Here is a 24,043-nt window from a genome sequence, read left to right on the forward strand (position 1 = left end):
CGCCCCGGCCCCGGCCGGGGCGTTTTCTCTTTAGGGCAGGTGCCGACCTTGGTCGGCAGGCTGTTCCTCAAACCGACTCGAAGCGGTTCGCTGCCACGTTCTTGCGCACGTGTTGCGGGTCGAAGATGCGCCCGTTCATTGCAATGTACACGCCGCTCGGCAGCGACTGCACCGCACCGATCGCGCAGCCGATGTTGAACTCCGCATCCGAACCGCGGAAACGGGCGGGGCTCAGTGCCCCGGTCATCACGATGGTCTTGTCCGGAATCGTCGCCAGCACCTTGCCGGTCTGCACCATCGAGTCGGTGCCGTGCGTCACCAGCACGTGCCGGGTCGGCTGCGCGGCGATCGTGGCGCGGATCAGCTCGCGGTCTTCATCATTGATGTGCAGCGAATCCTTGCGCAGGATCGGAATGACGTTGAAGCGGAATGTCACGCCCAGTTCGCGCAGGATCATGCCGATCTGCGGATCGCCGATCTGGTAGTCCGACTTGTCGTCGAAGTAGATCTTGTCGATCGTGCCACCGGTGGTGACGACCAGGAGCTCTTCCATCATGTGCATGCGCGAAACCAGGACAGGTACTGCGGCGCGGGGCCGGGAACGCAGATGATACGGCCCTGCGGGCGCAGCGTCAGCGTCGCCTGCCGAAGCGGGCGCGCAGCCCGGGCAGGCTGGCGGCGAAAATCACCAGCAGGGCCAGGGCGATCTCGATCAGTGCCAGCCAGCGCGTTGCCGGATGGCTCCAGGCACTCATCACGCCGTGGCTGAACCAGCCCAGCGCCAGCACCGAGGCCCAGAAGCCGGCCTTGCGCCATCCCAGGCGCAGGGCAATGGCCAGCACCAGCGGCGGTGCGGTGAATACCAGCTGGGTGGCCAGCCAGTGCCTGTCATTGATGAACCAGCCGGCGAACAGCGCGGCCAGCCCCATCAGGGCCAGCAGCAGGACCGTGCGCGGCGGGCGGTTCATCGGGCCAACCGCTGTGCGATGTCGGCCACCCGGCGGCCCAGCGCACGGGCCAGCACGGCTTCGTCGTCGGTTGGCTGCGGGTCGTCGGCGGCACCGGCCACGTGGCTGGCGCCATAGGGCGTACCGCCGCTGGCGGTATGGCTCAGGGCCGGTTCGGTGAACGGGATGCCGACGATCACGCAGCCGTGGTGCAGCAATGGCACCTGCATCGACAGCAGGGTCGATTCCTGGCCGCCATGCATCGACGCGGTGGAGGTGAACACGCCGGCCGGCTTGCCGGACAGGGTGCCGTTGACCCATTCGGCGCCCAGGCCGTCAAGGAAGTGCTTCACCGGCGCGGCCATATTGCCGAAGCGGGTCGGGCTGCCGAGCAGCAGGCCCTGGCATTCGGCCAGGTCCTGCACGCTCACGTAGGGGGCGCCGTCGTCGGGTACCGGGGGCTGCGCGGTCTGGGTCACCGCCGCTACCGGCGGCACCGTGCGCAGGCGCGCGGCCATGCCCGGCACTTCACCGATGCCCCGCGCGATCTGGCGCGCCAGCCGTGCCACCGAACCGCCCCGGCTGTAGTACAGCACCAGAATCTCGCCCATCGTGCCCGCTTCTCCTCGTCGTGGAGGCACCAGTATGGCTATCCTGCCAGCATTCCGCATCGGGTACCCTTTCGCCGATGGAACCTTTGGATACGTTCAACCTGTGGATGGAGCGCGCGCGGGATCGCGCACGCGCCATCAGTTTCGGCCGCTTCCTGTGGCATCGCTTCCTCGACGACCGCCTGTTCCAGGCGGCGGCGGCGCTGGCCTACACCACCGTGTTCGCGCTGGTGCCGCTGGCGATCGTGGTCTTCGGTGTGCTGTCGGCCTTCCCGGTCTTCGATCGCTGGAGCGACCAGCTCAGTGATTACGTCTTCTCCAACTTCGTGCCCAGCGCCGCGCGGGCGGCCGAAGGCTATCTGAGGCAGTTCTCCGCCAGCGCCGGCCAGCTCACCGCCGCCGGCTTCATTGCGCTGGTGGTGTCGCTGCTGATCACCCTCAACAGCGTCGAAGAAACCTTCAACCAGATCTGGCGGGTCGGCTCGACCCGGCCCAAGCTGACCCGCTTCCTGGTCTACTGGACCGTCCTGACCTTGGGCGCGATGCTGGCGGCCGCGTCGTTGGCGGTGTCGGCGCGGGTGTTCGCGATGCCGCTGTTCGGCACCCAGGAGGGTCGCTGGCTGGCCGAGCTGGCGCTGCGGTTGGCGCCGGTGCTGATCGAGTTCGTCTGCATCGCGCTGATGTTCCGGGTGGTGCCGCACCACACGGTGAAGTGGCGGCATGCAGTTCCGGGAGCGATCCTGGCAGCGGTGATCCTTGAGGTGGTGAAGTGGGGCATCGGCGCCTACCTGGGCAGCTTCCAGTCGTACCAGAAGCTCTACGGTACGGTGGCCTTCGTGCCGATCCTGCTGCTGTGGATCTACCTGTGCTGGGTGGCCGTGTTGCTCGGTGCTTCGCTGGCCTCGTCGATGGCGGCCTTCCGCTACCAGCCGGTCGAGCTGCGCCTGCCGCAGGGGTACGAGTTCTACGGCCTGCTCCGGCTGCTCGGGCGATTCCATCATGCGCGCGCCAAGGGCAAGGGGCTGGCCGATGATGAGATCCTGCGGCTGGAACCGATGCTGACCGACTCGCTGTTGCAGGATCTGGCCTGCAACCTGCAGGAGATCGGCCTGCTGCGCCGTGACGAGCGTGGTGAATGGCTGCTGTCGCGGGACCTGGACCAGGTCAGCCTGGCCGATCTGTACGAATGCACCCAGCTGCGTATTCCGGTGGCCGAGCAGCACCTGCCGTACCGCGACGACAGCCTGGGACGTGCCGCGCTGGCGGCGCTGGACCAACTGCGACTGCCCCTGCGCGAACACCTCAAGCGCAGGGTCAGCGATATCTACACCGATGCTGGAGACACGCCATGACCCGCAAGACCCCGCTGCCGCTGGTATTTCCGCTGGCCCTGCTGCTGGCCCTGGCGGCCTGCAAGCCGGCCCAGGAGCCGGTGCCGGCCAGCAGCCAGCCACCGGCGGAGGCACCGGCGCCGCAGGCACCGGCACCGATCGAGGAGACGCCGGCCGAGCGCACCACGGCCGAGTTTCCGACGCTGAAGATGAAGGCGGTGGATGGCAGTGACTACGATCTGGCCGCGCAACGCGGCAAGTGGGTGGTGGTGAACTTCTGGGCGACCTGGTGCGCGCCTTGCCGCAAGGAGATGCCGGAGTTGTCCGCGCTGCACGCGATGCGCAGCAACATCGAAGTGGTCGGCCTGGCCTATGAAGAAATTGAAGCATCGGAGATGCAGTCGTTCCTGGCCAAGCATCCGGTCACCTATCCGATCGTGATCGTGGATCCGTTCGATCCGCCGGCCGATTTCGCCACACCGCGCGGCCTGCCGTTGACGCATCTGCTGGATCCGCAGGGCAGGCTGGCCCACACCTTCCTCGGCCCGGTGACGGCCGCCGAGATCGAAAAGCAGATCGCTGCTACCAAGTAATGGGGTTGGGCGGCAGGGCCTGCGGCCCTGCACCCGCGAAAGTGCCGGCCGCTGGCCGGCAACCCCAGCAACAGCAAAAGCAACAGCAACAGCAACAGCCCAAGCGGGGTTTCCTGTGGGTAGGCGGGGTGGGTCCGGTGGCGGGGGGCGCTGCAAGTACGTCCATGTAAGCTCGGTCGCCGCATCCATGCGGCTCACGCCCCCGCCACCGGACCCACCCGCCTTCGACAGTTCTCCGCGATCTGTCGGAATGCATGGCCTGCTCTTGGTGGGTGTCGACCCTGGTCGACACGTAGATCCACGCCATGCGTGGATGCTCTTCGTTCAATTGTCGAAATAATCAATTTCAATGGAGATTCATCCACGCATGGCGTGGATCTACCTCCGTCACCGGAAATCCGTCGGGGATGGGGCGGTGTGGGTTGGCAGGACCGTTGGCGCCATGGATGGCGCCATCGAGCCCCCATGGATGGGTTTACGGCGTGTCCTGCCAACCCACACCACCCCAGCCAACAAGCAAAACTCCCAGAGCCGGCTGTTGTCGTTGCCTCTGCAGGTGCAGGGCCGCAGGCCCTGCCGACCCACCCTAATCCTCGACCGGGAAGTTCTCGATCGGCTTCAGCACGTCGTAGTGTTCCCGATGCAGCTTGCCCTTCAGCTTCGGCAGTTCCGGCAACGGCGCATCCACGCGCGTATCCGGCAACCGGTCCAGCAGGTTGCGCACCAGGGTCAACCGGCCCAGCCGCTGGTCGTTGAAATCCACCAGCGTCCATGGCGCCGCTTCGCGGTGGGTGGCGCGCAGCATCGCCTCGCGGGCCTCGGTGTACGCGCTGTACCTGCTGCGCGACTTCAGGTCTACCGGCGACAGCTTCCAGCCCTTCAGCGGATCGATATGGCGTTCGCAGAAACGCTTCTCCTGCTGCTCCTGGTCCACGCACAGCCAGTACTTGAACAACAGGATGCCGTCGTCCACCAGCAGCTGTTCAAACACCGGCGCCTGGTGCAGGAACTGCTGGTACTCGGTCTCGCTGCAGTAACCCATCACCCGTTCCACGCCGGCGCGGTTGTACCAGCTGCGGTCCATCAGCACGATCTCGCCTGCGGCGGGAAGGTGCGCGGCGTAGCGCTGGAAGTACCACTGCGTGGCTTCACGATCGGTCGGCTTGGGCAGCGCCACCACCCGGCATTGGCGTGGATTGAGGTACTGGCTGATGGCCTGGACCGCGCCGCCCTTGCCGGCGGTATCACGACCTTCGAACAGCACCAGCAGGCGCTGCCCGCTGTGTTGCACCCAGCGTGCCATTGCGGTCAGTTCCAGCTGCAGCGGCTGCAGCAATGCGTCGTAGTCCTTGCGTTTGAGCTTGCCCATGGGTGCACCACGCGGAAAGGAAATCCGAGCGTAACGCAGGGCGGCGTCAGGTCATGTCGACGTCAGGCGGGCGGCCGGTACCCTGCGCCAGCAGGTCGCCTGGCAGCAGTTCCAGCCGTGCATCGCCCAGGTGCATGGCCGTGTCGCGCACCGGCTGGATCGAAAGATGCGCCGTCGTTCATCGCGTTCCCTGCCAACCGTGTTCGCGGGCCAGTGCCTGCAACAGCACCGACAGGTCGCGCGCAAACCCAGCCATGTCGAACACGCCGCTGCGCTCGCGTGCCTGCAGCAGTTCCGCGCGCAACGCCGCCAGTGCTCCCGGGTCGTTGCCCAGTGCACTTGCGGTGGCGACAAACGCGGCATCGTCGGCGACGTTCATCCGAACCAGGCCGAGGTGATGGTTGAGGCTGCCGGCCACGCGCGCGGCGAAGGTGTCACCCGGGCAGGTCAGTACCGGGCAGCCCGCCCACAGCGCGTCGGATGCGGTGGTGTGCGCGTTGTACGGATGGGTGTCCAGGAACAGGTCGGCCAGCGGGTAGCGGGCCAGGTACTGCGGATGCGGCAGCTTGGCCATGAACACCAGGCGCGCCGGATCCAGGCCTGCGGCCCGCGCGGCCGCACGCAGGCGCGCATCGGCCTGGCCGGGCCCGGACAGCAGCCACAGCACGCTGCCGGGCACCGCCTGCAGCACCGCGAAGGCGCGCCCCATGCTGCGTGGGTTGAGCTTGTAGCTGTTGTTGAAACAGCAGAACACCACGCCCTGCTCGGGCAGGCCGCAGTCGGCACGGGTCGGCGCTGGCGCCAGCACGCGGGTGTTGTCTGAGGGCTGGAAGACGCGCGGCAGGCGCAGCACGCGCTCGCTGTAGTGCGGTTCCAGAGCGGGCGGCAGGGCGAAGGCATCACCGATCACCGCGTCGATCCACGGCGCACCCGACGTGCCCGGGTAGGCCAGCCAGTTCAGCTGCAGCGGCGCAGGGCGCATCGCCAGCGCTTCCGGTGTACCGCCACCGCCCCATCCGCGCAGGTCGAACAACAGGTCGATGCCCTGCGCGCGGATGCGCGCGGCGGTATCGGCATGGCGCAGGCCGGCCACATCGTGCAGGCGCGTCGCGGCCTGCAAGCGCTGGCGGATGCGGCTGTCATCGGCGCGGTTCAGCGCGAACAGATGCAGTTGCAGTGCCGGATCATGGCGCAGCTGCTCGAACAGGGCCACGGTCAGCAGCCCCGTGGGATGGGCGCCAAAGCCATTGGAGAGGAAGCCAACCCGCAGTGGGCCCTGGGCACGCACCTTCACGGGTGGCAGCGGCCGTACCGAAGCGGCCACGGCCGATGCGCGCGCGCGCGCACAGGCCAGCTGCTCGGCGGCGCTGGCGTCTTCGCTGAGGAAGGCGAACGGTTCGACCACGCCGTGTCCGGAGGCCAACGCAGCACGCACCTGTGCGGCCAGCACGTCCACGTCCTGCCAGTCGCACAGGCGGCGCTGCCAGGCCAGGCGCTGGGCGGCGATGTAAGGTTCGGTGGGCATCAACGTGTGTGCGCGGCGATAGGCCGCGGCGGCACCTTCGGCATCATCGGCGTCTTCCAGCGCGTGGCCCAGCCATAGGGCGATGCCCGGGTGCTGCGGTGCCAGCGCCGAGGCTTGGCCGAGCAGCTTCGCCGCATCGCCATGTGCGCCGGCCATCCACGCTGCGCGGCCCAGCCGCGCCAGTGCTTCGGGATGGTTGGGGCGCAGTTGCAGCGCGCGTCGTGCGGCCTGTTCGCCGGCCGCGATGTCGCCGGCTTCCAGTTCCACATCGGCCAGCATCACCCAGGCGACGAAGTCGTCGGGCTGGCGGGCGATCGCCTGCTGCAGGTGTTGCCGCTGCTGCCAGGCCGACATCGTGCTCAGCCCGCCGACAGCTGGGCCAGGGCGTCGACCTGGTGTTCGTGGCTGAGCCGCTGCAGCAGCGGGTCGAGGTCGCCGGCCAGGATGTTGGGCAGGTCGTACAACGTCAGGCCTTCCACGCGGTGATCGGTGATCCGGCCTTGTGGGAAGTTGTAGGTGCGGATGCGTTGGCTGCGGTCGCCACTGCCCACCTGCAGGCGGCGCGATTCGGCCTGCGCCGCATCCTGGCGCTGGCGCTCGGCATCGAGCAGCTGTGCCTTCAGGCGCTTCATTGCCTTGTCGCGGTTGGCATGCTGGCTGCGTTCGGTCTGGCACTCCACCACCACGCCGGTCGGCACGTGGGTGATGCGGATCGCCGATTCGGTCTTGTTGACGTGCTGGCCGCCGGCGCCGGACGAGCGGAAGGTATCCACCTTCAGGTCGGCTGGGTTGATGACGATGTCATCGACTTCGTCGGCCTCGGGAATGATCGCCACGGTGGCTGCGGAGGTGTGGATGCGGCCCTGCGATTCGGTGGCCGGCACCCGTTGCACGCGATGCGTGCCCGATTCGAACTTCAGGCGCGAAAACGCGCCGCGGCCGACCACCCGCGCCACGATTTCCTTGTAGCCGCCGTGCTCGCCCGGATTGTCCGATTCGATCTCGACCCTCCAGCCCTGGCGTTCTGCATAACGCGCGTACATGCGGAACAGGTCGCCAGCGAAGATCGCGGCCTCGTCGCCGCCGGTACCCGCACGCACCTCCAGGAACAGGTTGCCATCGTCGCGTGGGTCGCGCGGAACCAGCAGCAGCGCCAGCTCCTGTTCCAGTTCCTGCAGGCGTGCCTGCGCGGCGGCGATTTCCTCGTCGGCCAGTTCGCGCAGGTCGGGGTCGGCACGCATGCCTTCGGCCGCGGCGAGGTCGGCCTTGGCGCGGGCCTCATCGGCGAGTGCGGCAGCGACCGGTTCAAGTTGGGCGAATTCGCGCGAAAGGTCGCGGAAACGGGTGTTGTCGGCGACCACATCGGGTTCGGCGAGCAGGCGTTCCAGTTCTTCGCGGCGCTCGGCCAGCGCTTCCAGCTTACGGCGCAGGGTCGGCGTCATCGGGTCTCACGGGTGGGTGGCGGTAACCCGGCACGGCCGGGAACAGGCGCTCGGCGGCGCGGGTCAGGTCGGCATCACCGCTGAGCGCGGCCGCACGCAGCGCGGCGGTCGGCGGATGCAGCAGGCGGTTGGTCAGGCCGTGGGCCAGCAGTTCCAGTACTTCGTCGGCCGGCTTGCCGTTGGCCAGCTGCTGGCGTGCGCGCTCCAGCAGTTCGGCGCGCGTGGCCTCGCCAAATGCGCGCAGCTGCCGCAGCGGTGCCTGGTAGGCACTGGCCTGCTGGGTCTCGACGAAACGCGATACCTGCAGGTCGATGATCGCCTCGGCTTCGGCAGCGGCTTCGCGGCGGCCGCGGCGGTTGTCTTCCACGGCACGTTCGAGGTCATCGACGGTGTAGAGGAACGCATCGTTGAGCGTTCCGACTTCGGCCTCGATGTCGCGTGGCACGGCCAGGTCGAACAGCAGCATGGGCTTGTGCCGGCGTGCACGCAGAGCCTGGGCCACCATGCCGCGGTGGATCACCGGTTCGCGCGCTGCGGTGGCCGAGAACACCACGTCGGCCTCGGCCAGGTGGCGGTCGAGTTCGGTCAATGGCAGCGCCACGCCGCCGTGGCGGGTGGCCAGTTCCTGCGCGTGGGCGAGGGTGCGGTTGGCGATCAGCAGCCGCCGCACCTTGCCTTCGCTCAGATGGCGCGCGGCCAGTTCGATGGTCTCGCCGGCACCCACCAGCAGTACGGTGGAATCGTCCAGGCGCGCGAACGCGTTCTGCGCCAGGCGCACCGCCGCCGAGGCGACCGACACCGGGTTGGCGCCGACCTGGGTGTCGGTACGCGCGCGCTTGGCCACCGAGAAGGTCTGCTGGAACAGCCGGTCCAGGCGCTGGCCGAGCAGGCCGTGGTCACGTGCGGTCGACCATGCCTCCTTCACCTGGCCCAGGATCTGCGGTTCGCCCAGCACCATCGAGTCCAGCCCGGTGGCGACCCGGAACAGGTGGCGCACCGCGTCAGCGTCGGCGTGCTGGTACAGGTAGCCCCGCAGGTCGCCCGCCTGGCTGTGCAGCCACTGGTCCAGGGCCTGCGCCGAGTCGGCCACGGCGTACAGCTCGGTGCGGTTGCAGGTGGACAGCAGTACCGCCTCGGCGATCTGCGGGGTATCACGCAACGATCCCAGCGCACGCGGCAGCGCCTCACCAGCGAAGGCCGCGCGTTCGCGCAGCTCCACCGGCGCTGTCTGGTGATTCAGTCCGAGCACCCACAGGGTCATTGTTCAGTTGCTTGCGATAAGCTGCTGGCCATTGGACGACATTTTAAGGCCCCGATGCCGACGATGCCCGCATTGATTCGCATCCCCAGTGTTCTGCTGCTGTCCCTGGCCTGCGGCCAGGCCCTCGCGGCGATCCCGGCCAAGGCTCCGGTGCGGCCCCCGGCCACTGGGGAACTGGCGCTGGAGCCGGTGATGGCCGGTGAGTTCGCCCTGCAGGCCGGCAAGCTGGCCGAGGCCGCGCGCTGGTACCTGCAGGCCGCGCAGCAGAGCGACGGCGACGCCGGCCTGGCAGAGCGCGCGACCCGTATTTCCATGCTTGCCAACGACGACGCCAGCGCGGCCAAGGGCCTGGCGCTGTGGCAGCAGCGCGCCCCCAGCTCGTTGACCATGCGCAGTGCCGCTGCCGCGCTGGCAATGCGCCAGGGCGATGTGAAGGCGGCGCGCAGCGATCTGCAGGCGTTGCTGGCCGACCCGGATGACCGCGGCTGGAAGTTCGCCCTGGCCGCGCTGATCGGCGGCGGCCGCGACCCGGCGGTGCCGGCGCAGGTGCTCGGCGAGCTGGTCGATGCCAACGCCATCCCGCCGAAAATCGAGGCCTGGCAGGAGTTCGGCCGGCTGGCCCTGCGCATGGAGAAGCCTGAGCTGGCCCGGCGCATGGTCGACGAGGTGGTCCGGCGTTTTCCCGAGGAACCCCGCGTAGCGTTGCTGCGGGCCAGCCAGCTGCAGCAGGCGGGCGAGACCGGCAAGGCGCTGTCATTGCTGCGGGACGTCGAGCCGAAGACCCGGGAGGATCCCGAACTGCGCAATGCGGTGGCCGTTGCCTACGACGGCCTCGGCCAACCCGCTGCGGCCGAGCGTGTGCTGGCCTCCGGTCCGCAGGATGTACAGACCTGGGGCATGCGCGCTTCGTTGCTGGCCAAGCAGGGCGACAATGCGGCGCTGTCCAACCTGTACAACGAACTGTCGCGGCAGGCGGCCAAGCCCGACCCGGCACAGCGCCTGCTGCTGGGCAAGATCGCTGAATACCTCAAGCGCTATCCCGAAGCCGTGCAGTGGTACCACAGCGTTCCCGGTGGTGATGAACTGAGCGAGGCGCGCCTGCGCGCGGCCAATGCCCAGGCCCTGGCCGGGCGCCTGCCGCTGGCACTGGACGAAGTGCATGCGATCCAGTCCGATGCGGTCGTTGACGATGACGTCCGCCGCGACGCCTATCTGCTGGAGGCCGAGCTGCGCCAGCGCGCCGACGACAGCGCTGGCGAGCTGGACGCGCTGGCCCGTGGCCTGGCCGCCTACCCCGACGACAACGGCCTGCTGTATGCGCGCGCGCTCACCTGGGAACGCCGCGATGACATCCCGCGCGCCGAGGCCGACCTGCGCAAGATCCTGGTGACCGACCCGGAGAACGTGCCGGCGCTGAATGCGCTGGGTTACACCCTGGCCGACCGCACGGGCCGCCTGCAGGAAGCACTGGAGCTGATCGACCGCGCCCGCGTGGCCGAGCCGGACAATGCCGCCATCGTCGACAGCTATGGCTGGGTCCTGTATCGCCTCGGCCGCAACGAGGAGGCACTGGTGCAGCTGCGCCGGGCCTGGACCTTGGCCAAGGACCCCGAGATCGCCGCCCATGTCGGCGAAGTGCTGTGGGTGCTCGGCAAGCATGATGAGGCTCGCCACTTCTTCGAAGAGGCGGCCAGGCTCGACCCTGAGAACCGCGCGCTGCTGCGCGCCCGCGAGAAATTCAATCCATGAGTGTTTCCCTGATCCGGCCGCTGCTGATCGCGGCCGCGGCCCTGGCGGTCAGCGCCTGCACCACCGTGGGCACGCAGAAGACCCCGGCACCGGCGGTGGTCGAGACGGTTTCGGCGGAAGCGGCGCAGGCCGAGGCCGTGCGCGTGGCCACCCTGCAGGCACAACCGGGCTGGACCTTCCAGGGCCGGGTCGCGGTCAGCAAGGGCAAGGACGGTGGCAGCGGTCGCATCGACTGGAAGCAGGAAGGGCGCCGCTATGTGGTCGAGCTGAGCGCGCCGGTGACCCGGCAGAGCTGGAAGCTGAGTGGCGATACCCACTCGGAAGCGGGCCACCTGGAAGGCCTGGCCGGCGGCCCGCGCGATGGCGAGGACGCCCAGCAGCTGCTGCTGGAAGCGACTGGCTGGGACATCCCGGTCAACCAGCTGCCTGACTGGATCCGTGGCCTGGTGGCCGCCGATGCGGCGGGCCCCGGCCAGGTCGAGCGTGACGCCGAGGGCCGGCCGCGGCGCATGCAGCAGATGGGCTGGCAGGTGCAGTACCTGGACTGGTACCCGGCCGACGCTGGGCGCCCGGCGGTGCCGCGCCGGATCGAGGCCAGCAAGGACGACGCCAAGGTGCGCCTGCTGGTGGACCAGTGGGGGCAGGGCGCGCCATGAGCGCCGGGCTCGATGACGCGGGCTGGTCCTGGTGGCCGGCCCCTGCCAAGCTGAATCTGTTCCTGCACATTACCGGCCGGCGTGCCGATGGCTATCACGAACTGCAGACCGTGTTCCGCCTGCTGGACTGGGGGGACCGCATCGGCCTGCGCCTGCGTGAAGATGGCCAGGTGCGCCGGGAGGGCGAGGGCGCGGCGGGCGTGGCCGAGGCCGATGATCTCGCGGTGCGCGCTGCGCGCCTGCTTAAAGAGTCGGCGAACGTCGCACAAGGAGCGGACATCATCGTCGAAAAGAATGTTTCGGCCGGTGGTGGCTTCGGCGGTGGCTCGTCCGACGCGGCCACCGTACTGGTGGTGTTGAACCGGCTCTGGCAGGCCGGCCTGGATGAAGATGCCCTGGCCGCGCTGGGCCTGCGCCTGGGGGCCGACGTGCCGGTGTTCGTGCGCGGGCACAATGCCTGGGCCGAGGGGGTGGGCGAGCGGCTGCAGCCGGTTGCGCTGGCACCGGCCTGGTATGTGATCGTCGAGCCGGGCGTTCATGTTCCCACGCCGGCACTGTTCGCAGATCCGGATTTGACGCGCGACAGTCCAGTGGCGAAAATAGAGGACTTCGCTTCCGGGACCCTGGTCGGGAACGTGTTCGAACCCGTGCTGCGCCGCCGTGAGCCTGCCGTCGAGGCGGCGCTCGCTGCGTTGAGCAGCATCGGGTCCGCGCGGCTGACCGGTTCGGGAAGTGGTTGTTTCGTCGAGTTCGCATCGCACGCTGCCGCGGAGCAGGGGCGGTCGAAGTTGCCGAAGGAGTTGCGGGCAAGGGTGGCAGCGGGCGTTGCACGTTCGCCACTGCTGGATGCACTCGAGCAACACTGATTTATCAATGCAGGGGCGTCGCCAAGAGGCCCAAGGCACCAGGTTTTGATCCTGGCATTCGTAGGTTCGAATCCTACCGCCCCTGCCAATAGCGGCTGTGTCCGCGCCTTCCAGCGCATCGCCCGCGCGGGACGTGGAAACAGCCGCGGTGTTGTCAGCTGCAAGGGTCCATCGGGTCCTTGCCGACCCCGGATCCCCGCCACTCGTCCCCGCCCGAGACAATCATGATGCAACAGTCCCCGAACCTGCTGGTCTTTTCCGGCAACGCCAACAAACGTCTGGCGCAGAACATCTGCAAGGAACTGGGGGTCCGCCCGGGCAAGGCGCTGGTCTCGCACTTCTCCGATGGCGAGGTGCAGGTGGAGATCGAAGAGAACGTCCGCAAGCAGGACGTCTTCGTGATCCAGCCGACCTGTGCGCCGAGCGCGGAAAACCTGATGGAACTGCTGGTGCTGATCGACGCGCTCAAGCGCGCATCGGTAAACAGCGTGACTGCCGTGGTGCCGTACTTCGGCTACTCGCGCCAGGATCGCCGCATGCGTTCCTCGCGCGTGCCGATCACCGCCAAGCTGGCGGCGAAGATGTTCAGCACCGCTGGCGCTGATCGCGTGTTGACCGTCGACCTGCACGCCGACCAGATCCAGGGCTTCTTCGATATTCCGGTCGACAACGTGTACGCCTCCCCGCTGCTGTTGGCCGACATCTGGCGCGCCTACGGTACCGAGGACCTGATCGTGGTGTCGCCGGACGTGGGTGGCGTGGTCCGCGCCCGCGCAGTGGCCAAGCGCCTGGATGACGCCGACCTGGCGATCATCGACAAGCGCCGCCCGCGTGCCAATGTCTCCACCGTGATGAACATCATCGGTGACGTCGAAGGCAAGACCTGCGTCATGGTCGATGACATCGTCGACACCGCCGGTACCCTGTGCGCCGCTGCCGCTGCCCTGAAGGCGCGTGGCGCGCTCAAGGTTGCGGCCTACTGCACCCACGCGGTGCTGTCGGGCCCGGCGGTGGACAACATCACCAATTCCCAGCTCGACGAGCTGGTGGTGACCGACACCATCCCGCTGAAGGACGCGGCGCGGGTGTGCAGCAAGATCCGCCAGCTGAGCGTGGCGGAAATGCTGGCCGAAACGATGCGCCGCATCGCCTTCGGCGAGTCGGTCAGCTCGCTGTACGTCGATTGAGTTTTCGTCCCTGCCGGCGACGGCGGGGACATGCCCCGGGTGCTTCTGGTCGCGGAAGCATCCTCAACCGCCAAGCCATCCGGCAAGGCAACAACCTGAGTAGTCGAAAATGTCGAAGACCCATGAAATCAAGGTCACCAAGCGTGAACTGCAGCGTAAGGGTGCGAGCCGCCGCCTGCGTCACGCCGGTGTGATCCCGGCCATCGTGTACGGCGGCAACGCCGAGCCGGTCGCCATCAGCCTGAACCACAACGAGATCTGGCTGGCCCAGCAGAACGAGTGGTTCTACTCGTCGATCCTGGACCTGAACCTGGACGGCAAGGTGCAGAAGGTCCTGCTGCGTGACATCCAGCGCCATCCGTACAAGCAGCTGATCATGCACCTGGACTTCCAGCGCGTGAACGAGAACGAAGCCCTGACCGCTTCGGTCCCGCTGCACTTCGTCAACGAAGACACCTCGCCGGCCGGCAAGGCCGCCGACGTCGTCGTGACCCACGAACTGAAGGAAGTGACCATCAGCTGCCTGCCGAAGGACCTGCCGGAGTCGATCGAAGTCGACCTGGGCGAGCTGAAGGCCGGTGACGTGGTGTACCTGTCCAACATCAAGCTGCCGAAGGGCGTGACCATCCCGGCGCTGGCGCTGGGCAAGGACCACGACGACGCCATCGTCACCGCCAAGGCCGGCAAGGCCGACGCGGCCGACGAAGAAGCGGCTGCCGCCGAGTAATACCGCTACGGTGCCTGCCTCCGGGCAGGCACCGTATTGGAAGGAACCATGGCAGGACTGCGACTGATCGTCGGTCTGGGCAACCCCGGATCGGAACACGCCCGGACCCGGCACAATGCCGGGTTTCATTTCGTTGAGGCCTTGGCTGAAAAAGCCGGTGCGCGATGGAATGTGGACAGCAAGCTGTTCGGTGAGATCGCCAAGGTCGAGATCGCCGGGCAGGCGGTGTGGCTGCTCAAGCCCGCTACGTTCATGAACCTCAGCGGCAAGTCGATCACGGCGGCGCAGCGGTTCTGGAAGATCGAGCCGGAAGAAACCCTGCTGGCCCACGACGAACTGGACCTGGCGCCCGGCGTGGCGCGGCTGAAGTTCGACGGTGGCCATGGTGGCCAGAACGGCCTGCGCGACACCATGCGCCTGCTGGGCCATGGCAGGTTCCATCGCCTGCGCGTGGGCATCGGCCATCCCGGCCACAAGGACCGCGTGGTGGGGTGGGTACTCGGACGTCCCTCCAAGGAAGACGACGTGCTGATCGCACGCGCCATCGATGATGCGATCGACGTGATGCCGCTGGCGGTCAAGGGCGATTTCAGCGAAGCGATGAAGCGGCTGCACACCCCGAAGTAACCCGCTTTGGGTAGGTGCCAACCCTGGTTGGCACGCAATGATCGACACCGAGATGGATTGGCCAAGCGGCGCGCGCGCTGTTTCGCCAATCACTTTCACCCCAGAGAGCTGTCAAACATGGGTATCAAATGCGGCATCGTCGGCCTGCCCAACGTCGGCAAGTCGACCCTGTTCAATGCGCTGACCAAGGCGGGCATCGCCGCGGCGAACTTCCCGTTCTGCACCATCGAGCCGAACGTCGGCATCGTGCCGGTACCGGATCCGCGCCTGAACGAGCTGGCGGCCATCATCAATCCGCAGAAGGTCATCCCGACCGCAGTCGAGTTCGTCGACATCGCTGGCCTCGTTGCCGGTGCCGCCAGCGGTGAAGGCCTGGGCAACAAGTTCCTGGCGCATATCCGCGAAGTCGATGCGATCACCCATGTGGTGCGCTGCTTCGAGCATGGCGACATCGTGCATGTCGCTGGCAAGGTCGATCCGATCTCGGACATCGAAACCATCGACACCGAGCTGGCGCTGGCCGACCTGGACAGCGTCGAGAAGGCACTGAACCGTGCCGAGCGCGCGGCCAAGGGCGGCGACAAGGATGCAGCGGCGCGCAAGCCGGTGCTGGCCAAGCTGCAGGCCGCCCTGGCAGACGGCAAGGCTGGTCGCTCGGTGGGCCTGGATGATGAAGAGAAGGCACTGGTCCGTGACCTGTTCCTGCTGACCCTGAAGCCGGTGATGTACATCGCCAACGTGCTGGAAGACGGTTTCGAAAACAATCCGCACCTGGAAGCCGTGCGCGCGCATGCCGCCGCCGAAGGCGCGCAGGTGGTGCCGGTGTCGGCTGCGATCGAAGAAGAGCTGTCGCAGCTCGATGACGAAGACCGGGACACCTTCCTGGCCGACCTGGGCCTGAGCGAGCCGGGCCTGAACCGCGTGATCAACGCGGCCTACAGCCTGCTCGGCCTGCAGACCTACTTCACCGCCGGCGTGAAGGAAGTCCGCGCGTGGACCGTGCGCAAGGGGGCGACCGCCCCGCAGGCCGCCGCGGTCATCCACACCGACTTCGAGAAGGGCTTCATCCGCGCCGAAACCATCGCGTATGACGACTTCATCAAGTACAAGGGCGAAGCCGGCGCCAAGGAAGCCGGTCGCCTGCGCCTGGAGGGCAAGGAATACCGCGTGCAGGAAGGCGACATCCTGCACTTCCGCTTCAACGTCTGATCCGGCGGCATCGGATCGATCCCGGACGCCCCGCCCTGTGCGGGGCGCTCGCGTTTATGGGGATGGACAAAAAAACACCACGCTGCGAAACGCTTGCAGGGTGATGTTCGCCGGCACTTGTCCACAGCAAACTCCCATCGCTTTCCACGCCGGATGTGGAAAACCACACGCTCCCCTGTAAGGCCGAGCCCATGCTCGGCCGCAATGGGTGTCAGCTGTGCATGGGCTCGGCCCTACAGGGCCCAACCGTGCAGCGTGGATAAATTTTCACCACGTTTCAGAACGCCTGCGCGGCAACGCTCCCAGCCACTTGTCCACATCAAATCCCAGCCACTCTCCACGACGGGTGTGGAAAACCGCGGGCGGGCATGGATAAAAATTGACCAGCATCTGAAACGCCTGCGCCGCAATGCTCGCGGTCACTTGTCCACACAAAGTTCCCACGGCTTTCCACGCGGCATGTGGAAAAAGCGCCCGGCACTCCCTTGCCGGGCACTTCCCGCATCACCAGTTGTACGAGACACCCAGCTGGGCGCCGACATCGCGGAAGCCCATGCCGCCGCTCTGCCGGCTCAGTTCTCCCCAGCCGCGCCAACCGCCGGACAGATTCACCTGCACACCGGCCTTGGCCTCGTAGATGTCGCGCGGCAGCTGCCGCTGCAGCCGCTCGCCGTCCATCGCCATGCCCGCGCCGTTGCCGCCGGACCACCAGTTCACCGCCACGTACGGGTGCACCTGGCCCTGCGCCGGGGTCAACCCGCGGCTGTACAGGCGCAGGCCGAGGCGGGTGCTGGTCTCGCCGCGACCACGGTCTTCGACCACCGTGCCGTTGGCCTCGATCAGCCGGTCGCTGTCGTAACGGCTGTGCACCACCTGCAGTTGCGGTTGCAGGTAGATGCCGCGCTGCGCGGTACGCCGCAGCGGCAGCACGTAGCCCGCCTCGGCCGACGCACTCCAGTTGCGGGCGTCATAGCGCTCCTTCTGCAGGCCGTCGCCCTGTACGCTGTTGCGGAAGCGGCCGTACTGCAGCCAGCCATCCACATAGGCGCCGCCTTCCATGCGCGCATCCTGCAGCCAGGTGGCATAGGCGCCCACGCTGGTGCCGGTGACCACGCCACGCGCGGTGTAGCCGGTCAGCTGCGAGCGGCTGTCATTGCGCGCGCGGCCATGGCCGAGCATCGCACCGGCCTGCAGTTCGCCCGTGCCACCCACCTCGAAGCGGCGTCCTGCGCCGACCAGCACGCTGCTGATCTGGCCGTCGACCTGTACCTGGCGGTTGCGGTCATGGCTGTCGGGTTGCGCGCTGCGAAGGTGCATCCAGGCCACGGCGTCGCTGCGGGCACCGGCCTCGGCGGCGGGATCACCGGCACGGTCGTGCAGGCTGTGACGGAACATGCCCAGCGCGGCGCTGCGGTTGCCCAGGTAGGCCGCCGGTTCCGGGCGTTCCACCTGCGGGCGCGGCGGATCGATCGGCGGCTCCGGCGGCAACGGCGGATCGACCGGCGGCTCCGGCGGCCGTGGCGGGTCGACCGGGGGATCCGGCGGCTGCGGCGGGTCGATCGGAGGATCCGGCGGCTGTGGCGGATCGACCGGCGGCACGTATTCCGAGCGCAGGTACCAGTTGCCATCATCCGGGCTCGACACGCCGCCCTTGAACAGGAAGTAGTCGTAGGCACCGGCGACCGCGCGCCCCTGCAGGCTGAACTGTGCGTCCGACTGGCCAGCCACGGTGATCAGGCGGATGCCCTCCTGGGTCGGAGCGCCGGCGCCGCCAGCATTGCGCACACTCACGCTGGCCGCGCCGCTGCTGTTGCCGTTGATGACCAGCTGATCGCCGAGCGAGGCGTCGTCACCCAGTGCGCGGTTGAAGATCCACCGGCCACCATTGCCCACGTAGTCGCCGCTGACAGTGACGGTCTTGAAGCCGTCCGCCGCCGGGGCATCAAAGGCGATGGTGCCGGCGTGTTCAAGCGCGCCGACGCTGGAACTGGCACGCACGTTCCACTGGCTGCTGTCATCCAGCGCCAGTTGTGCCACCTGGTAGCCGGAGTCGTTGCGCAGCGCACCGCTGAAGGTGGTGCCGTTGCGCAGCACCATGTGCACCTCAGCGGTCGCGCTGTCGACCACCACGTCACCGCGCAGCGTGCTGGCGTCGGCGCTGAAGTCGATGCGGCTGGTCGCCACGCTGCTGCCGTCGGTGAACACCGTGTCGCTGACCCGAAGCAGGCGGCCGCTGCCGTCGCCCGCGGTCACCTCGCTGCCATTGAGGGTCAATGCATGATTGCTGCCCTGCAGCCAGAACGCGGCGCCGCTGGCGGTCTCGATGTGGCTGTCATTGAAGGTGGCACGGTTCCAGTACGGGCCGAACGCAGTCAGGTAGGAGCGGTAGCCACCGCTGTTGCTGCCGGTCATGCGGATGTCCAGGCGGTCGGCCTGGGTCAGCCGCGCGGTGTTCATGTGCACGATGCCGAATACGTTCTCGCCGTCGCTGCGGATTGCCACGTTGTCGAGCAGCGCGGTGGAAGTGGAACCACCGATGAATACACCGCCGCCGCCGCTGCCGCGCACCTCGATCACACTGCCGCTGGCTTCGATGCGGCTGGCGGTGCTGCCGGTGGACCCGGTCACGCGTACGCCGTAGGTCGCATCGCCATGCGTGGTGATCTGGCCACCCTGCACGCTGGCGACGCCGCCAGCGATCTCCACGCCATGGCCATAGGTGTCGGTCCAGGTGTCGATGGTGCTGTCGGTCAGCTGCAGGCGCGACTCATTGCTGGCCAGCCAGAATCCGGAGTAGCCATCACGAACATCGAATGCGGCGTCGCGCGCGGTCAGCTGGCCCCAGCTGTTGATGTTCACGCCATAGCCGCCGACGGTGGAGAAGCTGCCGCCGTTGATCACTGCACTGGAATAGGTCTTGCTGATGCTGCTGCCGAGCAGGCGCATGCTGCCGCCCACCGAATGGGCTTCCACGTTCTCCAGCAGCACGCTGCCACCGCTGTCGATATCGAACCAACCGTTCTGCAGGTAGGTATCGTACAACTCGGCACGACTGCCCACGCCATTGACCGCCACGCCTGCAAGAATGCCACCGGGAGCGAGGGTGATGCGGCTGTTGCGGATCGTCAGCAGGCCTGCGCTGTCGGCGCGCAGGCGGGCACCACCGTCGGCGGTCATCTGCAGATCGGCCAGATGCAGTTCACTGCCCTTGCCGGACGCACCGGCCAGCACCGCACCGGTACCTGTCACTGAAAGGCGGCCCCCGGTGTAACGGATCACGCCACCGTTGTAGGCCTGCACGCTGCCGAATCCGCTGCCATTGCGCGTGGCATCGATGTCGACATCGCGCGCATCGATCACACTGCCGGCTCCATTGGCGTACAGCGCGTAGAAGCCTGCACCGGTAGCCGGGGCGATCGACAGGGTGGCGCCGCGCAGCCGCACCTGGCCGCCGTTGGCGGCAGATACGGCACTGCCATTGCCGGTCACGTTGATGTGGCTGCCGTTGATCAGTGCGTTGCTGCCAGTGTCCGTGACATTCAGCGCGAAGCTGCCTGCGCCATGGGTGAGGACATCGTCGGCACCGAGCTGCAGGCTGCTGCCAGCGCTGACCTGCAGGGGCCCGGTCAGGTCGGCGGCGTGGACCGGCAGTGCCGCCCACAGGGCGGTGGCCAGCAGGCTGGGAAGGAGGGGGGCAGGCGCGAGACGCGCGCGCCCGGACGCACGGCGGCGCCGAGTGGGGGAGGCGTACATGCTGTTGGACTTCCTGTGGCAGGGCGCAGCACGGCTGCGCGAACTGGCGCGGCAGGGCCGCGTCGCTGCGGAAGCGCTGGCGATGGCCGCGACAGGCGCCATCGTGCTTCCGTCCCCCTTGGCGGCGCAGCAATGGCTGGCAGGCGCCACCTTGACGGGATGCGTCCAGCCTAGAAATCGTCGCTGTCCTATGGAATCAGGCGATTCCTAAAGCAGGCGCAGGGCCTGCGCGATGCACCGGCGGATCCAGCGGCCAGCAGGTGTCACGCGAACAACGAGGCCTGCAGGCAGTACTCGATCAGCGCCTGGTCACTGTCCACGCCGAGCTTGCGCATCGCACTGATCTTCTGCGTGCTGACCGTCTTGGCGCTGCGCTGCAGCTGGCGTGCGATGTCGCCCACGCTCATGCCGCCGGTGAACAGCCGGATCACTTCCAGCTCGCGCGGCGACAGGCGCGCACGAACCGCATCGGCATCGGCCGGTTCGCTCGCCGCGACCGGCAGCAGGCCCGGGGGCCGGTAGACGCGATCGGCCAGTACCACGCGCAGGGCCTGTACCAGGCTGCCCAGTCCATGGCTCTTGAGCACGACGCCCCCCGCTCCGGCGGCATACATCGCAGCCACCAGCGATGGGTTGGAGACCATCGTCAGTACCAGCAGGCGAGTCTCCGGGAAGCTGCGGCGCAGGAATGAGATCAGCTTGATGCCGTCGCCGAAGTGGTCGCCACCGGGCATGCTGTAGTCGGTGATCACCGCCTGTGGTCGGGTCCGGGTCATCAGTTCGATCAGCGTAGCCGGATCGGCGGCTTCACCCACGACCTCCAGGTCCAGCTCCCCGGCCAGGACGTCGCGGATGCCGGCAAGCACGATCGGATGGTCGTCGGCGATGAGGATCTGTGTGGTCATGGCAGGTCCGGGGCGTCATGAAGGGAAGTGGGGGGGGCGCCGAGCAGCGGATGCAGCAACTGCAGCAGGCGCTGCTGGAAGGCGGCCAGTGGGCCGGCCTGGCCGGACAGGCTGTCGCCGCCGGCAAGGTGCTGTTCGATCTGCAGGCCACTGTCCGCCAGCGCGGGCGCGCCGACAATGACCAGCGCGCCGCGGATGCGGTGCAACGCCTGCGCCACGCGCCCCGGATCGGCTCCATCGATCGCCTGGCGCAGGCTGTCCAGGTCGGCCTGCATGGTCTGCACGAACAGCGATCTCATCTTTGCTGGGACGCGCAGCGGCGGATCACCTTCGTGCCTAGCGGTGGCCGCAGGTCCCGCCAGGGGCGCGGAAGATGGCGCATCATCACCGGCAGTCTGAAGCAGCAGGCGCTGCAGCGCTTCCAGTGTGATCGGCTTGACCAGCACGCCCTGCATGCCGGCGTCCTGGCAACGCTGTCGTTCGGAAGGGTCGGCATTGGCGGTTGCGCCGTGAATCGGCACGGTGGCGCCGCGTGCACGCAGCGCGCGAGCCAGCCCATAGCCATCCAGGCCTGGCATGTTCAGATCGGTCAGCACCAGCCCGAACCTGCCTTGCTGCCAGTAGCCCAGCGCTTCGTTGCCATCGCTGGCGACCACCGCGCGGCAGCCAAGCTGCTCCAGCTGGTCGCGCAGGATTGCCTGGTTGATCGGATTGTCCTCGGCCACCAGTACCTGCAGGCCGAAGCGGCGTGCTGCCGGCAAACGGCCCTGGGTGCTGCCTGCCAAGGGCTGGCCGCCGGCAACGGCCAGCGCGGCCACGATGGCGTTGAAGCGATGCAGGCCCACCTGCCAGCTGCCATCGATCAGCTGCGGGCTTGCGCCACCTTCGCGGCAGGCGACCACGTGCGGGCCGCCAATCCAGGCCGGTGCCGCGGCGTCCAGAACCAGGTCGAGCAGCACCGCCGTCGTCGGCAGGCCCGCGGCCATGTCCTCCTGGTACACGCTGGCGACCGCATCGCGTTGCTGCAGGCGCTCGCACAGTGATTGCACCAGTTCCCGCACGCTGCCGCGGACCTGCACGCGGAGCCCCGCCGGCAGCTGCGGCGCGGGTGATTGCAACGGATCCGGTGGAGCGGGTGGAAGGGGCAGCTCGATACTGAAGCTGCTGCCCAGGCCGCTTTCGCTGACCACGCGCAGGTGCCCTCCCATCAACGCCACCAGATGCGCGCAGATGGACAGGCCCAGGCCGGTGCCACGCATGGCATCGGTGCCCGGGTTGGCCTGGTAGAACGGTTCGAACAGATGCGCCTGGTGCTCGCTGGCAATACCGATGCCGGTGTCCGTGACCTGCCATTGCAGCCACGTCAGTTCGTCCTGCCAGCGCGCCGAGACACGCACCACCACGCGTCCGCTGTCGGTGAACTTCAGCGCGTTGCTGATCAGGTTGTTGAGTATCTGGCGGATCCGCGCAGCATCGCCGTACACGGAGGCCGGTATGTCGGCATCAATGCAGGCATAGAACTGCAGTCCCCGGTTCGCGGCTGCAGCGGAGTAGGAGTCCAGTGCGTCCTCGGTCAGCCGCGCCGGATCGAACGGGCTGGGCTCCAGGTTCAACTGGCCGGCCTCGGCCTTGCTCACGTCAAGGATGTCACTGATCAGCTGCATCAACGTCGAGGACGATCGCTGGATCGTGGCGAGGTAGTCCTGCTGCCGCGCATCCAACGAGGTCAACCCCAGCAGTTCGAGCGTGCCCAGCACGCCGTACAGCGGTGTCCGGATTTCATGACTTATGGTAGCCAGGAACTGGCTCTTGGCGCGGTTGGCCTGGTCGGCGGCACGGCGGGCCTGCTGCAGGACCTGTTCGGCTTCATGCTGGCTGCTGAGGTCGATGAACAGGCACAGTACGGCCGGTTCGCCGCGATAGCGCGCCGGCGCCGCCTTCACCAGAAGATGGCGCCCGTCGGGAGTTGTGTAGCCCAGGCCATCGCCCAGTGTGGTGCCTCCGGCAGCCAGCACGCTGCGCCGCCACTGACCGTGCCAGCCGCCGTCATGATGATCTTCGCCCAGCCAGCTGCGGGCCAATGCGTTGTCCAGCAGCACAGTGCCATCGGCGCGCCGCAGCAGGCACAGCCCGATCGGTGCGTTGTCCAGGACGGTGCGGCTGAACGCTTCGCTTTCCAGCAGGCGCGCATGGTTGTTGCGCAGTGGCTCGATGACCGAGCGGCGGTAAGCGCGCAGCACCAGTGTGCCACCCATCGCCAGCAACAACGCCGCCACCGCCGCACCCAGCAGCGGACCCCGCGGATGCTGCAGGACCTGCCGCCAGCTGACGTGGTAGACCGCCAGCCAGTGATCGTTGCGCATGTAGAACTTCAGGCCTCCCTTACCGGCCCGCCAGGAGGTACCGGCATCGGTGGCGTCTGCGGCATTGCCGAGCAGATGCCGCCCATCGGCATCGAACAGCGACAGCCGCTGGAATACAGGAACCCCGAGAACCTGCCGGTAGTCGTCGACCCGTGCCGGGTCGAGCAGGCAGGCCAGTGCTGCCAATGAGCCGTCGCTGCGCTCGCCCCACAGGCGCGCATCCTGCGGGGCATGCGCGATGGCCAGCAGGCGGGTCTGCCGGTCGCGCCAGGGCACGGCAGTCCAGGCGATGCCACCGCGCTGCAGGACCGCCTGCGTGCGCAGCGCCTGATGGATTGCCGTGATCGCTGGGCGCAAGTGGTGCGGGCTGCTCTGGCCCGCATCCGTGCCGGACCCCTGTACCGGGGCCAGCAGTCCCCGCGCGCCCTGGCCATCGACCAACAGGCATTGCGGAGGTGGATAGCGCGAGGCCGACCAGAACGTGCCGTAGAAGCGCAGGAATCGATCGCCCAGTTCGCTCGGAGGCGATGAACCAGCGCCGTCGCCGCCCACCACGGCGAAGTTGGCGAACAAAGGACCGCGCTGCGGCTCCACGCTGGCATCCGGCAGTGGCTGCCCGCGGGTGCCGACGTCATGCAACCGCCACTGGCGCAGGAAGCGCTCCTGTTCGCGCAGCGTGCCGTCCAATCGGCGGAAGTGGTATTCGATCTTGGTGCGCTCTTCGTTCAACAGCTGCGTGCCAGTGGACAGCAGCAGCCCGGCCTGGAGAGTGGCCAGCACCACCACGCCGATCAACAGGGCATGGACCCGCAGGGAGCGGCGGGCGAGTCGGCGGACTGAAGAGGATTCGGCCGGCATGGCGGGTCTCGGAGCAGTGGGCGGCCAAGGAAGGCACCGTCCGTGGCAGCACGCGATGCCCGCT

General features: G+C 67.8%; 19 protein-coding genes and 1 tRNA gene. 10 read left to right on the forward strand and 10 right to left on the reverse strand.

What is annotated here, in order from left to right; all coding sequences use genetic code 11:
- Positions 1-67 precede the first annotated feature (67 nt).
- The 3 genes from A9K58_RS11370 to wrbA all read right to left on the reverse strand — a co-directional run bounded on the left by A9K58_RS11370 (position 68) and on the right by wrbA (position 1,558).
- Positions 68-553 (reverse strand): asparaginase domain-containing protein, encoded by a 486-nt coding sequence (locus tag A9K58_RS11370; RefSeq protein ID WP_010481766.1) that lies wholly within the window; start codon positions 551-553, stop codon positions 68-70.
- 79 nt (positions 554-632) lie between these two features.
- Positions 633-968, reverse strand: a complete 336-nt coding sequence (locus A9K58_RS11375; RefSeq protein ID WP_065199477.1) for a DUF2069 domain-containing protein — start codon at positions 966-968, stop codon at positions 633-635.
- On the reverse strand, positions 965-1,558 hold the full coding sequence (wrbA, locus tag A9K58_RS11380; protein WP_065199478.1) for an NAD(P)H:quinone oxidoreductase: 594 nt from the start codon (positions 1,556-1,558) through the stop codon (positions 965-967). The genes A9K58_RS11375 and wrbA overlap by 4 nt, the downstream gene beginning before the upstream one ends.
- Before the next feature lie 77 nt (positions 1,559-1,635).
- On the opposite strand from wrbA, the gene A9K58_RS11385 reads away from it, so the two are divergent.
- Together A9K58_RS11385 and A9K58_RS11390 are read left to right on the forward strand one after the other, a co-directional pair.
- Positions 1,636-2,910, forward strand: coding sequence for a YihY family inner membrane protein (locus A9K58_RS11385; protein ID WP_065199479.1), 1,275 nt, complete (start codon positions 1,636-1,638; stop codon positions 2,908-2,910).
- The gene (locus A9K58_RS11390; protein ID WP_065199480.1) at positions 2,907-3,482 is read left to right on the forward strand and encodes a TlpA family protein disulfide reductase; all 576 of its coding nucleotides are present in this window, start codon (positions 2,907-2,909) and stop codon (positions 3,480-3,482) included. Before A9K58_RS11385 ends, A9K58_RS11390 begins: the two co-directional genes overlap by 4 nt.
- A gap of 586 nt (positions 3,483-4,068) precedes the next feature.
- On the opposite strand, the gene ppk2 is transcribed toward A9K58_RS11390, so the two are convergent.
- The 4 genes from ppk2 to hemA all read right to left on the reverse strand — a co-directional run bounded on the left by ppk2 (position 4,069) and on the right by hemA (position 9,079).
- Positions 4,069-4,851, reverse strand: a complete 783-nt coding sequence (gene ppk2, locus A9K58_RS11395) for a polyphosphate kinase 2 (RefSeq protein ID WP_065199481.1) — start codon at positions 4,849-4,851, stop codon at positions 4,069-4,071.
- A gap of 178 nt (positions 4,852-5,029) precedes the next feature.
- The gene (locus A9K58_RS11400) at positions 5,030-6,730 is read right to left on the reverse strand and encodes an O-linked N-acetylglucosamine transferase, SPINDLY family protein (protein ID WP_065199482.1); all 1,701 of its coding nucleotides are present in this window, start codon (positions 6,728-6,730) and stop codon (positions 5,030-5,032) included.
- Positions 6,731-6,735: 5 nt separating this feature from the next.
- Positions 6,736-7,818: a peptide chain release factor 1 gene (prfA, locus tag A9K58_RS11405; protein ID WP_065199483.1), complete on the reverse strand. Its 1,083-nt coding sequence runs from the start codon at positions 7,816-7,818 to the stop codon at positions 6,736-6,738.
- Positions 7,796-9,079 carry a glutamyl-tRNA reductase gene (hemA, locus tag A9K58_RS11410; protein WP_065199484.1) on the reverse strand — a complete coding sequence of 428 codons (1,284 nt, stop codon included), beginning with the start codon at positions 9,077-9,079 and terminating at the stop codon, positions 7,796-7,798. The genes prfA and hemA overlap by 23 nt, the downstream gene beginning before the upstream one ends.
- Positions 9,080-9,142: 63 nt before the next feature.
- Here hemA and A9K58_RS11415 point away from each other — a divergent pair, with 63 nt between their 5' ends.
- The 8 genes from A9K58_RS11415 (at position 9,143) to ychF (ending at position 16,100) form a co-directional block, all read left to right on the forward strand.
- The gene (locus A9K58_RS11415; protein ID WP_196769189.1) at positions 9,143-10,828 is read left to right on the forward strand and encodes a tetratricopeptide repeat protein; all 1,686 of its coding nucleotides are present in this window, start codon (positions 9,143-9,145) and stop codon (positions 10,826-10,828) included.
- On the forward strand, positions 10,825-11,484 hold the full coding sequence (lolB, locus tag A9K58_RS11420) for a lipoprotein insertase outer membrane protein LolB (protein ID WP_065199486.1): 660 nt from the start codon (positions 10,825-10,827) through the stop codon (positions 11,482-11,484). The genes A9K58_RS11415 and lolB overlap by 4 nt, the downstream gene beginning before the upstream one ends.
- Complete coding sequence (ispE, locus tag A9K58_RS11425; protein WP_065199487.1) at positions 11,481-12,350, forward strand: 4-(cytidine 5'-diphospho)-2-C-methyl-D-erythritol kinase; 870 nt, start codon at positions 11,481-11,483, stop codon at positions 12,348-12,350. The genes lolB and ispE overlap by 4 nt, the downstream gene beginning before the upstream one ends.
- A gap of 11 nt (positions 12,351-12,361) precedes the next feature.
- Positions 12,362-12,438, forward strand: a tRNA-Gln gene (locus A9K58_RS11430).
- A gap of 139 nt (positions 12,439-12,577) precedes the next feature.
- On the forward strand, positions 12,578-13,537 hold the full coding sequence (locus tag A9K58_RS11435) for a ribose-phosphate diphosphokinase (protein ID WP_065199634.1): 960 nt from the start codon (positions 12,578-12,580) through the stop codon (positions 13,535-13,537).
- 109 nt (positions 13,538-13,646) lie between these two features.
- A complete protein-coding gene (locus A9K58_RS11440) occupies positions 13,647-14,264 on the forward strand; it encodes a 50S ribosomal protein L25/general stress protein Ctc (RefSeq protein ID WP_065199488.1) in 618 nt (205 codons plus the stop codon).
- Positions 14,265-14,312: 48 nt separating this feature from the next.
- Positions 14,313-14,891 (forward strand): aminoacyl-tRNA hydrolase, encoded by a 579-nt coding sequence (pth, locus tag A9K58_RS11445; protein ID WP_065199489.1) that lies wholly within the window; start codon positions 14,313-14,315, stop codon positions 14,889-14,891.
- Positions 14,892-15,008: 117 nt separating this feature from the next.
- Positions 15,009-16,100, forward strand: a complete 1,092-nt coding sequence (gene ychF, locus A9K58_RS11450) for a redox-regulated ATPase YchF (protein WP_065199490.1) — start codon at positions 15,009-15,011, stop codon at positions 16,098-16,100.
- Between the two features lie 504 nt (positions 16,101-16,604).
- On the opposite strand, the gene A9K58_RS11455 is transcribed toward ychF, so the two are convergent.
- From A9K58_RS11455 to A9K58_RS11465, 3 genes are all read right to left on the reverse strand, one after another.
- Positions 16,605-19,853, reverse strand: coding sequence for an autotransporter family protein (locus tag A9K58_RS11455; RefSeq protein WP_065199491.1), 3,249 nt, complete (start codon positions 19,851-19,853; stop codon positions 16,605-16,607).
- 263 nt (positions 19,854-20,116) lie between these two features.
- Complete coding sequence (locus tag A9K58_RS11460; protein ID WP_065199492.1) at positions 20,117-20,758, reverse strand: response regulator; 642 nt, start codon at positions 20,756-20,758, stop codon at positions 20,117-20,119.
- Positions 20,755-23,979 carry a hybrid sensor histidine kinase/response regulator gene (locus A9K58_RS11465; RefSeq protein ID WP_065199493.1) on the reverse strand — a complete coding sequence of 1,075 codons (3,225 nt, stop codon included), beginning with the start codon at positions 23,977-23,979 and terminating at the stop codon, positions 20,755-20,757. The genes A9K58_RS11460 and A9K58_RS11465 overlap by 4 nt, the downstream gene beginning before the upstream one ends.
- Positions 23,980-24,043 lie beyond the last annotated feature (64 nt).

This window comes from Stenotrophomonas maltophilia, from assembly GCF_001676385.1.
Taxonomy (GTDB): domain Bacteria; phylum Pseudomonadota; class Gammaproteobacteria; order Xanthomonadales; family Xanthomonadaceae; genus Stenotrophomonas; species Stenotrophomonas maltophilia_J.

Coding starts and splice junctions, on each gene's coding strand:
- A9K58_RS11375 (WP_065199477.1), bottom strand. CDS start 968: ATGAACCGCCCGCCGCGCACGGTCCTGCTGCTGGCCCTGATGGGGCTG.
- A9K58_RS11435 (WP_065199634.1), top strand. CDS start 12,578: ATGCAACAGTCCCCGAACCTGCTGGTCTTTTCCGGCAACGCCAACAAA.
- A9K58_RS11455 (WP_065199491.1), bottom strand. CDS start 19,853: ATGTACGCCTCCCCCACTCGGCGCCGCCGTGCGTCCGGGCGCGCGCGT.
- ppk2 (WP_065199481.1), bottom strand. CDS start 4,851: ATGGGCAAGCTCAAACGCAAGGACTACGACGCATTGCTGCAGCCGCTG.
- ispE (WP_065199487.1), top strand. CDS start 11,481: ATGAGCGCCGGGCTCGATGACGCGGGCTGGTCCTGGTGGCCGGCCCCT.
- A9K58_RS11370 (WP_010481766.1), bottom strand. CDS start 553: ATGGAAGAGCTCCTGGTCGTCACCACCGGTGGCACGATCGACAAGATC.
- wrbA (WP_065199478.1), bottom strand. CDS start 1,558: ATGGGCGAGATTCTGGTGCTGTACTACAGCCGGGGCGGTTCGGTGGCA.
- A9K58_RS11400 (WP_065199482.1), bottom strand. CDS start 6,730: ATGTCGGCCTGGCAGCAGCGGCAACACCTGCAGCAGGCGATCGCCCGC.
- pth (WP_065199489.1), top strand. CDS start 14,313: ATGGCAGGACTGCGACTGATCGTCGGTCTGGGCAACCCCGGATCGGAA.
- A9K58_RS11460 (WP_065199492.1), bottom strand. CDS start 20,758: ATGACCACACAGATCCTCATCGCCGACGACCATCCGATCGTGCTTGCC.
- hemA (WP_065199484.1), bottom strand. CDS start 9,079: ATGACCCTGTGGGTGCTCGGACTGAATCACCAGACAGCGCCGGTGGAG.
- A9K58_RS11385 (WP_065199479.1), top strand. CDS start 1,636: ATGGAACCTTTGGATACGTTCAACCTGTGGATGGAGCGCGCGCGGGAT.
- lolB (WP_065199486.1), top strand. CDS start 10,825: ATGAGTGTTTCCCTGATCCGGCCGCTGCTGATCGCGGCCGCGGCCCTG.
- A9K58_RS11440 (WP_065199488.1), top strand. CDS start 13,647: ATGTCGAAGACCCATGAAATCAAGGTCACCAAGCGTGAACTGCAGCGT.
- A9K58_RS11465 (WP_065199493.1), bottom strand. CDS start 23,979: ATGCCGGCCGAATCCTCTTCAGTCCGCCGACTCGCCCGCCGCTCCCTG.
- ychF (WP_065199490.1), top strand. CDS start 15,009: ATGGGTATCAAATGCGGCATCGTCGGCCTGCCCAACGTCGGCAAGTCG.
- A9K58_RS11415 (WP_196769189.1), top strand. CDS start 9,143: ATGCCCGCATTGATTCGCATCCCCAGTGTTCTGCTGCTGTCCCTGGCC.
- prfA (WP_065199483.1), bottom strand. CDS start 7,818: ATGACGCCGACCCTGCGCCGTAAGCTGGAAGCGCTGGCCGAGCGCCGC.
- A9K58_RS11390 (WP_065199480.1), top strand. CDS start 2,907: ATGACCCGCAAGACCCCGCTGCCGCTGGTATTTCCGCTGGCCCTGCTG.